The 15,225-nt window shown below is 66.0% G+C and carries 7 protein-coding genes and 2 tRNA genes; 8 read left to right on the top strand and 1 reads right to left on the bottom strand.

Annotation, left to right across the window (positions count from 1 at the left end):
- Positions 1-38 precede the first annotated feature (38 nt).
- The 8 genes from gyrA (at position 39) to A5781_RS17120 (ending at position 14,151) form a co-directional block, all read left to right on the top strand.
- Complete coding sequence (gyrA, locus tag A5781_RS17155; RefSeq protein ID WP_067208667.1) at positions 39-2,558, top strand: DNA gyrase subunit A; 2,520 nt, start codon at positions 39-41, stop codon at positions 2,556-2,558.
- A gap of 114 nt (positions 2,559-2,672) precedes the next feature.
- Complete coding sequence (locus tag A5781_RS17150; protein WP_067208663.1) at positions 2,673-3,578, top strand: DUF3566 domain-containing protein; 906 nt, start codon at positions 2,673-2,675, stop codon at positions 3,576-3,578.
- A 59-nt stretch (positions 3,579-3,637) separates the two neighbouring features.
- A tRNA-Ile gene (locus A5781_RS17145) sits at positions 3,638-3,711 on the top strand.
- A 151-nt stretch (positions 3,712-3,862) separates the two neighbouring features.
- Positions 3,863-3,935: transfer RNA gene (locus A5781_RS17140), tRNA-Ala, on the top strand.
- Between the two features lie 384 nt (positions 3,936-4,319).
- Positions 4,320-10,703, top strand: coding sequence for a type I polyketide synthase (gene pks2 / locus A5781_RS17135; protein ID WP_082939398.1), 6,384 nt, complete (start codon positions 4,320-4,322; stop codon positions 10,701-10,703).
- A gap of 162 nt (positions 10,704-10,865) precedes the next feature.
- Positions 10,866-12,179: a condensation domain-containing protein gene (locus tag A5781_RS17130; protein ID WP_304441379.1), complete on the top strand. Its 1,314-nt coding sequence runs from the start codon at positions 10,866-10,868 to the stop codon at positions 12,177-12,179.
- A 17-nt stretch (positions 12,180-12,196) separates the two neighbouring features.
- A complete protein-coding gene (locus A5781_RS17125; protein WP_067208652.1) occupies positions 12,197-13,453 on the top strand; it encodes a glycosyltransferase in 1,257 nt (418 codons plus the stop codon).
- Entirely contained in the window at positions 13,450-14,151 is a 702-nt protein-coding gene (locus A5781_RS17120) for a GAP family protein (RefSeq protein WP_082939397.1), read from the top strand. Before A5781_RS17125 ends, A5781_RS17120 begins: the two co-directional genes overlap by 4 nt.
- Positions 14,152-14,165: 14 nt before the next feature.
- Here A5781_RS17120 and A5781_RS17115 read toward each other — a convergent pair whose 3' ends face one another.
- Complete coding sequence (locus A5781_RS17115; protein ID WP_067208649.1) at positions 14,166-15,215, bottom strand: rhamnan synthesis F family protein; 1,050 nt, start codon at positions 15,213-15,215, stop codon at positions 14,166-14,168.
- Positions 15,216-15,225 lie beyond the last annotated feature (10 nt).

The following is a 15,225-nucleotide window of genomic DNA, read 5'->3' as shown; positions in this document are numbered from 1 at the left end:
CTGCCGAGTCAGGCACGCCAACCCACAAAGGGGAATAGATGACTGACACCACGCTGCCACCCGGCGACGAGGCGGGCGACCGCATCGAACCGGTCGACATTCAGCAGGAGATGCAGCGCAGCTACATCGATTACGCGATGAGCGTGATCGTGGGGCGCGCCCTGCCGGAGGTACGCGACGGTCTCAAGCCGGTACACCGGCGCGTGCTGTATGCGATGTACGACTCCGGATTCCGCCCGGACCGCAGCCACGCCAAGTCGGCCCGGTCGGTCGCCGAAACGATGGGCAACTACCACCCCCACGGTGACGCGTCGATCTACGACACCCTGGTCCGGATGGCGCAGCCCTGGTCGCTGCGGTACCCACTCGTCGACGGCCAGGGCAACTTCGGCTCACCGGGCAACGACCCGCCGGCCGCGATGCGGTACACCGAGGCGCGGCTGACCCCGCTGGCCATGGAGATGCTGCGTGAAATCGACGAGGAGACAGTCGATTTCATCCCGAACTACGACGGCCGGGTGCAGGAACCGACGGTGCTGCCCAGCCGGTTCCCCAACTTGCTGGCCAACGGCTCCGGCGGCATCGCGGTCGGCATGGCCACCAACATCCCACCGCACAACCTGCGCGAGCTCGCCGAGGCCGTCTTCTGGTGCCTGGAGAACCACGAGGCCGATGAGGAGGCCACGCTGGCCGCGGTGATGGAGCGGGTCAAAGGCCCCGACTTCCCCACCTACGGATTGATCGTGGGCAACCAGGGGATCTCCGACGCCTACAAGACCGGCCGCGGCTCCATCAGGATGCGCGGAGTCGTGGAGGTGGAAGAGGATTCACGCGGCCGAACTTCGCTGGTGATCACCGAGTTGCCGTATCAGGTCAACCACGACAACTTCATCACCTCGATCGCCGAGCAGGTGCGCGACGGCCGACTCGCGGGCATCGCCAACATCGAAGACCAGAGCAGCGATCGGGTGGGGCTGCGCATTGTCGTCGAGATCAAACGCGACGCGGTGGCCAAGGTGGTGCTCAACAATCTCTACAAGCACACCCAGCTGCAGACCAGCTTCGGCGCCAACATGTTGTCCATCGTCGACGGGGTTCCGCGCACCCTGCGGCTCGACCAGATGATCCGCCATTACGTCGCGCACCAGCTCGACGTCATCGTCCGCCGCACCACCTATCGGCTGCGCAAGGCCAACGAACGCGCCCACATCCTGCGCGGTCTCGTCAAGGCGCTCGACGCGCTGGACGAGGTCATCGCGCTGATCCGGGCGTCGGAAACGGTCGACATCGCCCGGGCCGGGCTGATCGAGTTGCTCGACATCGACGAGATCCAGGCCCAGGCGATCCTCGACATGCAGCTGCGTCGCCTGGCCGCCCTGGAGCGCCAGCGCATCGTCGACGACCTGGCCAAGATCGAGGCCGAGATCGCCGACCTGGAAGACATTTTGGCCAAGCCGGAGCGCCAGCGCGGCATCGTGCGCGACGAACTCGCCGAGATCGTCGAGAAGTACGGCGACGACCGCCGCACCCGGATCGTCGCGGCCGACGGCGAGGTCAGCGACGAGGACCTAATCGCCCGCGAGGACGTCGTCGTCACCATCACCGAGACCGGTTACGCCAAACGCACCAAGACCGACCTGTACCGGAGCCAGAAACGCGGCGGCAAGGGCGTACAGGGCGCCGGTCTCAAGCAAGACGACATCGTCAAGCACTTCTTCGTCAGCTCTACGCACGACTGGATCCTGTTCTTCACCACGCAGGGCCGGGTCTATCGCGCCAAGGCCTACGAACTGCCCGAGGCGTCCCGGACCGCCCGCGGCCAGCACGTCGCCAACCTGCTGGCCTTCCAGCCCGAGGAGCGCATCGCCCAGGTCATTCAGATCCGTGGCTACGAGGACGCCCCATACCTGGTGCTGGCCACCCGCAACGGCCTGGTCAAGAAGACCAAGCTGACCGACTTCGACTCCAACCGGTCCGGTGGAATCGTGGCGATCAACCTGCGCGACAACGACGAGTTGGTCGGCGCGGTGCTGTGCTCGTCGGAGGACGACCTGCTGCTGGTGTCGGCCAACGGCCAGTCCATCCGGTTTTCGGCGACCGACGAGGCGCTGCGGCCGATGGGACGCGCCACCTCCGGCGTGCAGGGCATGCGGTTCAATGCCGACGATTACCTGTTGTCGCTCAACGTGGTTCGCGAGGGCACCTACCTATTGGTGGCGACGTCCGGCGGCTACGCCAAGCGCACCGCGATCGAGGAGTATCCGGTGCAGGGCCGCGGCGGCAAGGGCGTGCTGACGGTGATGTTCGACCGGCGGCGCGGCAAGCTGGTGGGCGCGCTGATCGTCGACGACGACAGCGAGCTGTACGCCATCACCTCCGGGGGTGGGGTCATCCGCACCGCGGCGCGGCAGGTCCGCAAGGCGGGACGACAGACCAAGGGCGTTCGCCTGATGAACCTGGGCGACGACAACACGCTGCTGGCCATCGCCCGCAACGCCGAGGAAAACGCGGACGACGTCGTCGAGGAACCGGAAGGCGCCGCGGAGTCCGACGGCTAGTCGGTGACAATCCCGGGGGTCCGAGGAACAGCCGGGCAATTAGACTCGGCCCGACCAGACAAAATGTGACTGCCACCGCCCCGGGGGTCGTGGCAGGAGATCAAAGGAGTCGGGGTGAGCTCACCGAACGAGCCGGGTGCCCCCAAAAAGGGCGATGGCCTCAATGGGGACGGCTCGGCCGAGCGCGCCGGCATACACCGCGCGACGCCGCCCGCACAGCCCGGCCGCGCGCCGGACGGCGGGGAGTCGCCACCGTGGCAGCGTGGCGGGCCCAGGCCGCCGCAAGCGCCGCAGCGCCAGAGCGAGCCCCCGACCGAGGCGCGGCCGTCCGGCCCGCCCACCGGGGTCGAGGCCCGACTGAACCGGTTCATCTCCGGCACTGCGGCGCCGGGCGCCGGCACGCCCCAGCCGGCGAAGAACCCGCCGCACGAGACCGACGCCCCGCCGGGGCGCGGTGAAGGGCCGCCGGCGGAGGCGTACGCCAGCGAGTTGCCGGACCTGTCCGGCCCGACGCCCCGCGGCCCGCAGCGCAAGACGCCGGCCGACCGCACGCCGGAAGCGGCGAGCCCGCTGGGGTCCGGGCGGTCATCGGCCTCCGAAAACCGGGAGGGCCGGGAAGGCCGCGAAAGCCACACCCAGGTAACCCGGCGCCCGCGCGGCCCGGTGCGGGCCAGCATGCAGATCCGCCGGATCGATCCGTGGAGCACGCTCAAGGTCTCCCTGCTGCTCTCGGTCGCGCTGTTCTTCGTCTGGATGATCGCCGTGGCGTTCCTGTACCTGGTGCTCGGCGGCATGGGCGTGTGGTCGAAGCTGAACAGCAACGTCGGCGACCTGCTGAACAACACCAGCGGCAGCAGCGGCGAGCTCGTCTCCAGCGGCACCATCTTCGGCGGCGCCGTGTTGATCGGCTTGGTGAACATCGTGTTGTTGACCGCGATGGCCACCATCGCCGCGTTCGTCTACAACCTGACCACCGATCTGATCGGCGGTATCGAAGTGACGCTGGCGGACCGCGACTAGCGTTTTGGGGGTGGGGCGGCGATTGCGGTAATCTCGTCGCTCGGCCGTACCCCGAGTGCGGGCCTATAGCTCAGGCGGTTAGAGCGCTTCGCTGATAACGAAGAGGTCGGAGGTTCGAGTCCTCCTAGGCCCACAACCATGTGCCCGTCAAGACGTTGCGTAAGAGTTGCCCTGCCAATCACACTGATCGCTGTGGTGGCGGCGGTGGTGCGCTCGCGACGCGGGGTCGAGGTCTGGCACGTGGCGGTGGACGACGCAACCGGTCAGCCACCCAGTCACGTCGAGGGGCCTTAGCTCAGTTGGTAGAGCACCGCCTTTGCAAGGCGGGTGTCAGGGGTTCGATTCCCCTAGGCTCCACAGCTCGCGGGCGCCCGGTCATCGGGCATTGCGAAAGCGCATCGTGCTGATCGGCATAACGGCCGGCCGAAACCGATTTCAGGTAACTCACGCCACGCCGGGAATCGTCGTGCATTTAACGTCCCGACCGATAGTGATCCCGCTAACATGTGAAAACACCGATCGCGCGACCGGTGTATCGCAGCCGCTGTGGGGCGGTTGACCTGCGAGAAAGCCCAAGCCCGACCACACACCCCCAAGATCGACGTCGCAGTAGGCAGCCCGACGACGGCGAGGGTGCTAGCCAGCGATGAGGCGGCCCACGGCGCATCTCCACCTTTGCTGCGAGGAGGAAATTGCTTTGTTCGGGCCAATATCGAGCGGGGTGCGGACGAAGGATCGGCAATGTCTTCGTGTCCGTTAGGCACTCCCGTTGCGGTCATCGGCATGGCTTGCCGGCTGCCCGGAGGCATCGACTCACCAGAACGGTTGTGGGAGGCGTTGCTCCGCGGTGACGACCTGGTCACCGAAATTCCGCCCGATCGCTGGGACGCCGACGAGTTCTACGACCCCCAGCCCGGTGTGCCTGGCCGGTCGCTGTCAAAATGGGGCGCGTTCCTGGACGACGTCGCCGGCTTCGATCCCGAGTTTTTCGGCATCACCGAAAACGAAGCGACCGCGATGGATCCGCAGCATCGTTTGCTGCTGGAAACCTCCTGGGAGGCCATGGAGCACGCCGGTCTGACTCGCAACACGCTGGCCGGGTCGCGGACCGGCGTCTTCATGGGATTGATGCATGACGACTACCAGTTCGTGCATGCCGAGGCCAACGCCTTGGAGGGGCCGTATGGCTACATGGGCAACAGCTTCGCCATGGGCTCCGGGCGGATCGCCTACACGATGGGGCTGCGCGGCCCGGCGATGACCGTGGATACGGCTTGCTCGTCCGGACTGGCTGCGGTGCATCTGGCTTGCCGCAGCCTGCATGACGGTGAGAGCGATATCGCCCTGGCGGGTGGAGCCTCCGTGTCATTCGAACCACGAAAGTCCTGTTCGGGTTCAGCCATCGGAATGCTGTCTGCGACCGGGCGCTGCCATGCGTTCGACGTCGCCGCCGACGGGTTTGTGGCCGGGGAGGGCTGCGCCGTGCTTCTGCTCAAGCGGTTGCCGGATGCGCTGCGCGACGGCGACCGGATCTTGGCCGTGCTACGCGGCACGGCCGCCAACCAGGATGGCCGCACGGTGAATATCGTGACGCCATCGCGCGCCGCACAGGTCGAGGCCTACCGGGCCGCGTTGGCTGTGGCGGGCGTGGAAGCCCGCACCGTCGGCATGGTCGAGGCACACGGCCCCGGCACGCCGGTGGGCGATCCCATCGAATACGCCAGCCTGGCGGAGGTGTACGGGCTCGACGGGCCGTGCGCGCTCGCATCGGTTAAGACCAACTTCGGGCACACCCAGTCGGCCGCCGGAGCGCTGGGGCTGATGAAGGCGGTCCTCGCGGTGCAGCACGGTGTGATTCCGCGCAATCTGCACTTCACCCGGCTGCCCGATGAAATGGCGCAAATCGAAACCAATCTCTTTGTGCCCCAGGACAATACGCCGTGGCCCAGCAACGGTCACCACGGACCCCGCCGGGCGGCGGTCTCGTCTTACGGATTCTCGGGAACCAACGTGCACGCGATCGTGGAGCAAGCTCCCGAGGGGGGCGTACCCGAATACGCGCCAGCCTCGGACGGCGCCGCGGGCCCGCTGCTTTTCCCGCTGTCAGCCACGTCGGCCGACGGACTGCGGCGAACCGCGGGGCGGCTCGCCGACTGGATCGACGTACACGCCGAGGGGTTGACGGCGTCGGATCTGGCGTACACCCTTGCTCGCCGACGTGCGCACCGGACGGTGCGCACGTCTGTTATCGCGGACGATCTCGAGGAGCTGACCCGGGGTTTGGCCGAGGTCGCCGAAGGAGACTTCCCATATCAGCCAACGGTCGGGCAGGACGACCGAGGACCGGTATGGCTGTTCTCCGGGCAGGGTTCGCAGTGGGCGGCGATGGGCGCCGAACTGCTCGCGACCGAACCGGTGTTCGCCGCGACAGTGGCCAAGATGGAGCCGCTGATCGCCCGGGAGTCCGGATTCTCGGTGGCTGACGCGATTTCGGCGCCCTCCGCCGTGAGCGGGATCGACCGGATCCAGCCCGCGCTGTTCACGATGCAGGTCGCGCTGGCGGCGACGATGAGCGCCTACGGGGTGCGGCCGGGCGCCGTGATCGGTCACTCGATGGGCGAGGCCGCAGCCGCGGTTGTGGCGGGAGCGCTATCGCTGGAGGACGGGGTACGCGTCATCTGCCGCCGCTCGCGGCTGATGTCGACGATCGCAGGTTCCGGGGCGATGGCGTCGGTGGAACTGCCGGCCGAGCAAGTGCTGCTGGAACTGATGGCTCGCGGCGTCGATGACGTCGTACTGGCAGTGGTGGCCTCGCCGCAGTCCACGGTGATCGGCGGCGCGACCGCGGCGGTACGCGATCTGGTCGCAGCGTGGGAGCAACGGGACGTGTTGGCCCGCGAGATCGCTGTCGACGTCGCCTCGCACTCCCCACAGGTCGACCCGATCCTCGACGAGCTGTCCGACGTGCTGGCGGAGCTCAAACCCATGACACCGGAGGTGCCCTTCTACTCCGCGACCGCGTTCGACCCGCGGGAGGAACCCGTGTGCGACGCCTGGTACTGGTCGGACAATCTGCGCCACATGGTGCGTTTCGCCGCAGCCGTGCAGGCCGCGTTAGAGGACGGTTACCGGGTATTCGCGGAGTTGGCTCCGCATCCCCTACTCACCCACGCGGTCGAGCAGACTGCGGCCGGCCTCGGCATGCCGCTGGCCGCACTCGCGGCGATGCGCCGAGATCAGGAGCTGCCGCACGGACTGGGTGGCTTCCTAGCGGATCTGCACAGTGCCGGCGCGGCAATCGATTTCTCGGTGACGTGCCCGGAGGGACGGCTGGTGGACGCGCCACTACCGGCATGGAACCACCGCCAGCTGCTGTTGACCCGCAACGGTCAGGAGTCGCGGGCACGCGGTGTTTGCACCGTTCCGGTGCATCCATTGATGGGGCCGCATGTGCGATTGCACGAGCCGGAGCGCCATGTTTGGCAGGGTGAGGTCGGCACTGCGGCGCAACCCTGGCTGGGCGACCACCGGATTCACAATGTGCCCGTCCTGCCGGGGGCGGCCTATTGCGAGATGGCGTGGGCCGCAGCCCGTACCGTCCTCGGCGAGCGATCCGAGGTCCGGGACATCACTTTCGAGGCGACGCTGCTGCTGGACGACGAGACGCCGATATCCGCGGCCGCGTCGGTGACCTCACCGGGCGTCGTCGATTTCGTTGTGGAGACCTTCCGGGACGGCTCCCAGACTCGGCGGGCGACCGCCGTGCTCCATGCGGCAGCGGATGAGGACCCGCCACCGGCTTACGACATGCCCGCCCTAATCGCGGCCCACCCGCGCCGGCTGGAGGGGGCCGAGTTGCGGAAGCAGTTCGACGAGCACGGTTTGCAGTACGGTGCGGCTTTCGCCGGACTGGCCGCGGTGCACGGCGCGGACGAGGGGGTGGGCACACTGCTGGCCGAGGTCGGGCTGCCCGGCCCGATCCGCTCGCAACAGAGCGCCTACGGCGCGCATCCCGCCTTGCTGGATGCCTGCTTTCAGTCGGTGGCGGCACATTCCGCCGCCCGGGCCGCGGGTAGCTCCGGTCTGCTGCTACCGCTGCGCCTACACCGGATCCGTGTTTACGCTCCCGCCCGCGCCGCGCGCTACTGCTATACGAGGGTGACATGTGGCACCGGGCCCGGGTTGGAGGCCGACCTCGATGTGCTCGATGAGGACGGGACCGTCCTCGTCGCAGTGCGCGGGCTGCAAGTCGGCACCGGCGCCTCCGAGAAGGCCAACCGTGATCGCGTCCTGAACGAACGGCTGCTGACCATCGAGTGGGAACAGCGGACGCTGCCCACTGTGGACCACGTAGGGCCGGGAGCCTGCTTGTTGATCAGCACTTCTACCACGGCAGCGGTCATGGCCACGAGCCTGACCGATGCGTTGAAAGCCGAAGGCGCCGGCTGCATAACCATGACGTGGCCGCAGCATTCGGACCACCGGGCCAACTCCAAATTGCTCGCCTCCCATCTGGCTGGCCACGGGGTCGCCGGAGTAGTCATACTCACCGGTCCCCGGAACGGCAACCCGGACGAGGAGTGTGCCCTGCGCGGCGGGGACTACGTGCGTCACCTGGTGCGAATCGCCCGGGAGATCACCGAAATCGACTCAGAACCGCCGCGCCTGTACGTGGTGACGCGCGCCGCCCAGGCGGTGCTTCCCGGGGTCGCGACCAACCTGGAGCAGGCCGGGCTCCGCGGCCTGGTGCGAGCGATCAGCACCGAATATCCGCATCTGCGCGCCGCCCACATCGACATGGATGAGAACACCGACGCCGAGCAGCTGGCACGGCAGCTGCTGGGGCCCTCGGACGAGGACGAGACCGCCTGGCGCAACGGCCAGTGGTACGTGGCGCGCCTGATGCCCGCCCCGTTACGCCCTGAGGAACGGCGGACCGCCGTCGTGGACCACACGCGAGCCGGGATGCGCGTACAGATCCGCACGCCTGGTGACCTGGAAACTATGGAACTTGCCGCTTTCCAACGCGTTCCGACGGGGCCTGGACAGATCGAGGTCGCGGTGACCGCATCCAGCATCAACTTCGCCGATCTCCTCTTCGCCTCGGGCCAGGACTCCGGTAGGGACGGGGATGCACCACAGCTCGGCAAGGATTTTGCCGGCATTGTGAGCGCGGTCGGCCCGGACGTGACAACTCACCGGGTGGGTGACCGTGTCGGCGGGTTCTCCGAAAACGGTTGCTGGGCAACATTTGTCACCTGTGACGCCCGCCTCGCCGTGACATTGCCACCCGGCCTCGCCGATGACCAGGCGGCCGCCGTGAGCACACCGCACGCCATCGCCTGGTACGGGCTACACGATCAGGCGAGGATCGCCGCTGGCGACCGTGTCTTGATCCACCGCGCCACGGGCAGCGTCGGGCAGGCGGCGATCGCGATCGCCCGCGCCGCGGGAGCGGAGATCTTTGCCACCGCCGGCAGCCAGCAGCGGCGAAGGCTATTGCGCGACAGGGGCATCGAGCACGTCTACGACTCGCATAGCACCGCATTCGCAGAGCAGGTGCGCCGCGACACCGACGGCGTGGGCGTGGACATCGTGCTCAACTCCCTCACCGGTCCCGCACAGCGGGCCGGGCTGGAAGCGCTGGCGGCCGGCGGGCGATTCGTGGAGATCGGTAAGCACGATGGCCACGCGGACACGCAGCCGGTCCCCTTCCCGTTCCACCGCAACATGACGTTCCATCACATCGACCTGCCAATGCTGTCCGAGAGTCACTCGAACCGGATCAACGAACTGTTGGCCACGGTGTACCGGCACGTGGCAAACGGTGAATTGCCGTTACCTCAGATCGTTCATTACCCGATGGCTGCTGCGGCCACGGCTCTGCGCGTGAAGAGCGACGCGGAACGCACGGGCAAGTTCGTGCTCGACCCGCCCCAGTCCGGGCACACGAAAGTCGTGGTACCCCCCGAGCACGTCCCGGCTTTCCGTGCCGACGGCTCCTATATCGTGACCGGCGGTTTGGGCGGCATCGGCCTGTTCCTCGCCGAGAAGATGGCGGCGGCCGGTTGCGGCCGCATCGTGCTCAGTTCGCGCACCCAGCCCAATTCCAAGACGCTGGAAACGGTCGAGTTCATGCGAGCGATGGGCACCGACATCGAGGTGGAATGCGGCGACATCACCGAAGCCGGCACGGCGGCGCGCCTGGTCGCCGCCGCAACCGCGACCGGGCTTCCGGTGCGCGGGGTCCTGCACGCGGCAGCGGTGTTCGAAAACGCAATGCTGGCCAACATGACCGACGAGCTCATCGACCGCAATTGGGCGCCAAAGGTCCACGGGGCGTGGAACTTACACCAAGCCACGGTCGCTCTTGACCTGGACTGGTTCTGCTTGTTCTCCTCGGCGGTAGGTCTGGTGGGCTCGCCCGGGCAGGCGGCCTACGCCGCGGCGAACAGCTGGTTGGACGCCTTCGCGCGGTGGCGGCGCACCCAAGGCCTGCCCGCGACCGCGATCGGATGGGCGTTGTGGGGCGAGGTGGGTCGCGCCACCGAGCGCCGAGCCGAGGCGGGCGAAGATGTGCCCCCCGGACAGGGCGGCGAAGGCACCGCCCTGGCGCACTGGCGTGACACGGCTTTCACCGCCGATGAGGGGGCCCATGCGTTCCAGGCCCTGCTGTGCCACGACCGCCCGTATTCCGGATACGCAAGGATGACGGGAACGCCGTGGTTTGCTGGCTATGCGCAACGCAGTCGGTTCGCCGAACTGTTTCGGTCCAAGGACCAGACATCCGCGGGCAAGAGCGAATTGCTCAACGAGTTGTGCGCGCTGCCGCCGGAGGAGCGGCCCATCCGCCTTCGTCGAATGATTTCCGATGCCATCAGCCTGATCCTGCGGCGCACTATCGATCCGGATCACCCTCTCTCCGAATATGGCCTCGATTCGATGGGCAACCTTGAGCTGCGGACCCGCGTCGAGGCCGAAACAGGGATACGCGTCACCACGAACGACATCACCTCGATTCGGGGTCTCGCCGGGCTGCTGTCCGAAAAGCTGGAATCTCAATGGCCGGCAGCGGATGGTCCCGATACCCCGCACATCGAAACGTCCGCCGAGTCAGAGGATTGAGGGGAAAGGGTGTTCGTAGGTGCAGGCCCAGCGCGCGGGCTGTTCGTGGGAACGGTGCATGACTGGGTACCAGGGCCGGGCAGGCTCGTGTCTTGGCAAGCGTCGCCGGCCTCGGTTGAGAAGGTCCGGCAGGCCCCGATAAGCGACGTTCCGCTCAGTGCCATGCAAGAAGCCCATCTGCGCGGCTTTTCGCGGTATGCGGCCCGGGGCCTCGACTACGCCCGGCTAGTGATCGGCTCTGGTGACGAACCCGGGCGGTGCGATATCCGAGCCATGAGTTACGTCATCAACGCACACCTTCGCCGGCACAAGACGTATCACAGTTGGTTCGTATACCAAGACCCGGAAACCATTGTGCGGCATACCATCGATGATCCCGCCGACATCGCATTCATGCCAATCCGGCACGAGGAAATGACGCCAAGCGAGTGGCACCAGTTTGTGCTGTCCACCCCTGATCCGGTGCAGTGGGATTGCTTCAGGTTCGGCATCATTCAGTTTGCGGACCACTTCACGTTTTTCTCGATCGTCGATCACATCCACTGTGACCCGACGATTCTCTCGGGCTTGTACACCGAGATCCTGATGAACTACCGCGTCCTGGTTAAGGGCGGTGCGCTCGTTCAGTCACCACCCCCGGCCAGTCACGACGATTTCTGCATTCGGGAAAAGCAGCGGCTGTCGGCTTTGAGCCCGGCCTCTCCCGAGGTTCGTAAGTGGATCCAGTTCGCCGAAGACAACGGCGGGACCCTGCCGGACTTCCCCCTCCCCCTCGGTGACTTGTCTGTACCCACTGGTGGTGACCTCGCGGTGGAGCGGCTGATGGATCAGGACCAGACAGCCGAATTCGAATCCCTCTGCACGCAAGCGGGCGCCCGCTTCAGCGGTGGCTTGTTTGCAAGTGTGGCTCTCGCACAATATGAAATGACCGGCGCGGCAACGTATTACGGGCTTACCCCCACCGACAAACGCAGGTCGTTGGCGGAGTTCTCCACAATGGGGTGGTTCACCGGAGTGGTTCCATTGACTGTTCCCGTCAAGCCGACCTCTTTTGAAGAGACCGCCCGTGCGGCGCAGGCTTCCTTCGATTCGAATCTCGATCTGGCGGACGTGTCATTCAACGACGTATTGAAGTTGGCGCCGGGGCTCAGGCCGTGGGGTCCCAACTGCACCATGGTCAACTACATGGATACGGGGCTGCCGCCGTTCTCCGCGACCGTCGCCTCGCACATGAAGGATGCGAACATCCGGATCTACTGCGACCCAAGAGATCCAGCGCACGTGTATATCTCGGTGATTCGCCTCTTCGACGAGGTGTCGATATGGGTGAATTTCCCCAACAATCCCGTGGCAAGGGATTCGGTGACCCGATACCTGAATGCGTTGAAATCCGTCTTCAGCCGAGTCGTGAACGGTCGTCCCGGAGGTGCAGCACTGACAGCAGTCACGGACCTCGCCTACGCGGACGAGGACTGACGGGCCGGGTTGCGTCGATGAAAGTTGTCTTGGCCGCCCACGGCACCCGCGGCGACGTCGAGCCGTGCGCCGCCATGGGTCTGGAGCTGTTGCGGCGAGGGCACGAAGTGCGCATGGCCGTTCCGCCTAACCTGGTGGATTTCGTGGAGTCGGCCGGGCTTGGTGCGGTCGGGTACGGGCCGGATTCGGATAAGCAGGTGAACGCACTCGCGGATTTCCATCACCATGTCTTTACGCTGCAGAACCCGATCAACCTGGTCCGCGACGTCAGGGAGCTGTTCGTCGAGGGCTGGGCGCAGATGAGCACGACGCTGACTTCACTCGCGGACGGGGCCGACCTGCTGATAACAGGCCAGACTTACCATGGGGTCGTCGCCAATGTCGCCGAGTACTACGACATTCCGTGTGCGGCACTCCACCACATGCCGATCTGCGTCAACGGCCGGCTCGCCCTTCCGTCGATACCCTCGCCGGCTCCCCTGGTCCGCTCCACGTTGAGGGCGGCTTGGTGGCTGTATTGGCGCATCACCAAGGACGTCGACGATGCGCAACGTCGTGAACTGGGCCTACCGCGGACAGCGGCCCCCGCGGTGAAACGGATGGCACAACGCGGAGCGCTCGAAATCCAGGCCTACGACGCGGTTTGCTTTCCGGGTCTCGCGGCGGAATGGAACGGCCGACGACCCTTCGTCGGCGCGCTGACCATGAACTTGCCGACGGATGCCGACGGTGAGGTGGCTTCGTGGATCGCCGCGGGAACGTCGCCTATCTACTTCGGTTTCGGCAGCACACCGGTTCAAGCCCCCGCCGACACGATCGCGATGATCGCCGCAGTTTGCGCAGAGCTCGGCGAACGGGCCTTGATCTATTCCGGCGCGAGCGGCTCCCACTGCAGCTTGAATCCCGAACAGGTGAGACTTGTTGGCCCGCTGAACTATACGGCCGTCCTTCCGATCTGCCGCGCGATCGTCCACCACGGCGGCGGAGGCACCACGGCCGCAGGCCTGCGGGCAGGGATTCCTACGTTGATCCTCTGGGACGTGGCCGAGCAGCCGCTATGGGCGGCGCAGGTCATACGAATGCGAGTCGGCCGCGCCCGGCGCCTATCGACCACCACCGTGGGATCGCTGGTCGCGCACCTCCGCAAGCTGCTAGCCCCGCAATACGCTAACCGAGCCCGCGAAATCGCGAGGCACATGACCAAGCCTGCCGAAAGCGTCGCAGCCGCAGCCGATCTCCTTGAAGATGCCGTCCTCGGGGAGGGCGTTAGATGATGTGGGGCACGTTGTTGGCGATCGCACTTTGGGTGTCGCTCGACCCGACGCGTCTTGTCATCGGCGGAGTCTTGATGTCACGACCCCGCCCCCGGCACAACCTTCTCGCATACTGGGTGGGCGGCCTCGCAGCGGGCATTGCTCCAGGCTTTGCCGCTTTTGCACTGCTCGGCAATTCCCTACCGACGGTTATGGAAGGTATGAGGTCCACGGTCGCCCGCTTCACAGGCGGCTATTTTCAAATCGCCATCGGCGTGCTCGCGCTATTCATCGCGGCAGTAGCATCGGCGTACACGGGCGGACCGCCCGCGCCGGCTCTCAAACCGCTCACACCAAGCGCACCAGCACGTTTCAGGGCCCGCGTCCGTCGTGCGTTGCAAGGCGGGAATCCGTGGGTGGCGTTTGCGGTCGGTTTGCTATCGACGGTGCCACCTGTCGACTATCTCCTCGTGCTCATCATGATCGTCTCCTCGAGGGCCGCGATCGGCACCCAACTTGGCGCAGTCGTGATATTCACCCTCGTGGTGCTTGTTCTCGTCGAGGTCCCGCTCGTCAGCTATCTGGTGATGCCGGCAAGAACCCAGGCGGCCATGCTGCAGCTGGAGAAATGGGCTGTCGCCCATCGGCGGCGGATTCTCATCGTCGTCCCCGCTGTTGTGGGGCTAATGCTGGTGACCGCGGGTGTAAGCAGCATTTGAGCTGACGCCGTCGTTCATGTTGACCCTGCAGTCCTGGCCGAAAAGCCTTCGCGCGCTTCACGGCGTATCCACCTAGCCGTCGGGCTGGCATAGCCGCTGAACAGGGAGGGCGCTTTCCGGCCGAGCCTGTCGACGTTCGATTGGATCAGTTGGAAAGGATAGGCGGTGTGTTGCTCGATGACGTCGCGCATGCGTGCCATGGACGCATGCCACGGCATGTCATAGCGCGCCAGGTTCGTCTTGAGGAAGGGGAATCGGAAGTCCTCGATGAGGCTGTCCCACAAGTAAAGGGTGCCGTTGTTCCGCGCGGATCGTCTGCGGGCCCACGGATACGCCGATGAGGAGGGGTGGGCGGCTTCGATGGCGGCGGCGGAGACGAACGGTTTGACGCTTAGCCCTGCTCTACGAGCACGCGCGGAGATGCCGATCTCGTACCGCCAGATGACCATGCCTTTGTGGACGACGTACTGAAAATCGTCCCACAACTGGTTGAGGAACGGGCGGGTGCGCGAATTGAGATCCCAAGCCAGGAAAAATGATTGGAGATGGGTGATCATCTGGGTGTTTTCGATGGCACCGTACATGTCCGCGTCGTGGAACGAGTCCCACATCTCTTGAAGGGGAAAGAGCGGACCGAACACGCTGTCGTTGGCGACGACGAAACGGTCGAACTGATCGAGCGACCAGCCGTGGTGCCTGAGGATGGACCATGCGAGGTGCCACGAGCCGAAGTCGAGGGACAGCGTGCGGCGGGTGTAAATGCCGGCACAGAGGGAGCGGATGGAAGCGACCGATTCCGGCGTGAGGGTGGGTGACCCGGAGACGAAGACGATGGTCGCTCCGAGCTCGTGCAGCGCCTCGAGGTAATGGGCGACGTACGGATCGACGATCCCCTGGGGGTCGAAGTGAGCGAACAAAACGAGGGTGCGGCAACCGGCCGGAGGCTGCGAAGGAAGCTGCAGGTGGGTTTCGCAAATGAAGTGAGAGGTGTTGTGGTGTAGGTGATGCCGCACGGCGGCGACGGTGCGCTCCGATTCGGTGCGCAGCAGGTTCGGAAGTTTCACAACAACCCCG

This window comes from Mycobacterium sp. 852002-30065_SCH5024008 (genome assembly GCF_001665645.1).
Classification (GTDB): Bacteria; Actinomycetota; Actinomycetes; order Mycobacteriales; family Mycobacteriaceae; genus Mycobacterium; species Mycobacterium paraffinicum.
Note: the sequence above shows the minus strand (reverse complement) of the source record. Positions and strands in the feature narration are given on the sequence as shown.

What these genes read in the sequence shown, in the direction of transcription:
- gyrA (WP_067208667.1), top strand. Translation starts at nt 39, where the DNA reads ATGACTGACACCACGCTGCCACCCGGCGACGAGGCGGGCGACCGCATC.
- pks2 (WP_082939398.1), top strand. Translation starts at nt 4,320, where the DNA reads ATGTCTTCGTGTCCGTTAGGCACTCCCGTTGCGGTCATCGGCATGGCT.
- A5781_RS17130 (WP_304441379.1), top strand. Translation starts at nt 10,866, where the DNA reads ATGCAAGAAGCCCATCTGCGCGGCTTTTCGCGGTATGCGGCCCGGGGC.
- A5781_RS17125 (WP_067208652.1), top strand. Translation starts at nt 12,197, where the DNA reads ATGAAAGTTGTCTTGGCCGCCCACGGCACCCGCGGCGACGTCGAGCCG.
- A5781_RS17120 (WP_082939397.1), top strand. Translation starts at nt 13,450, where the DNA reads ATGATGTGGGGCACGTTGTTGGCGATCGCACTTTGGGTGTCGCTCGAC.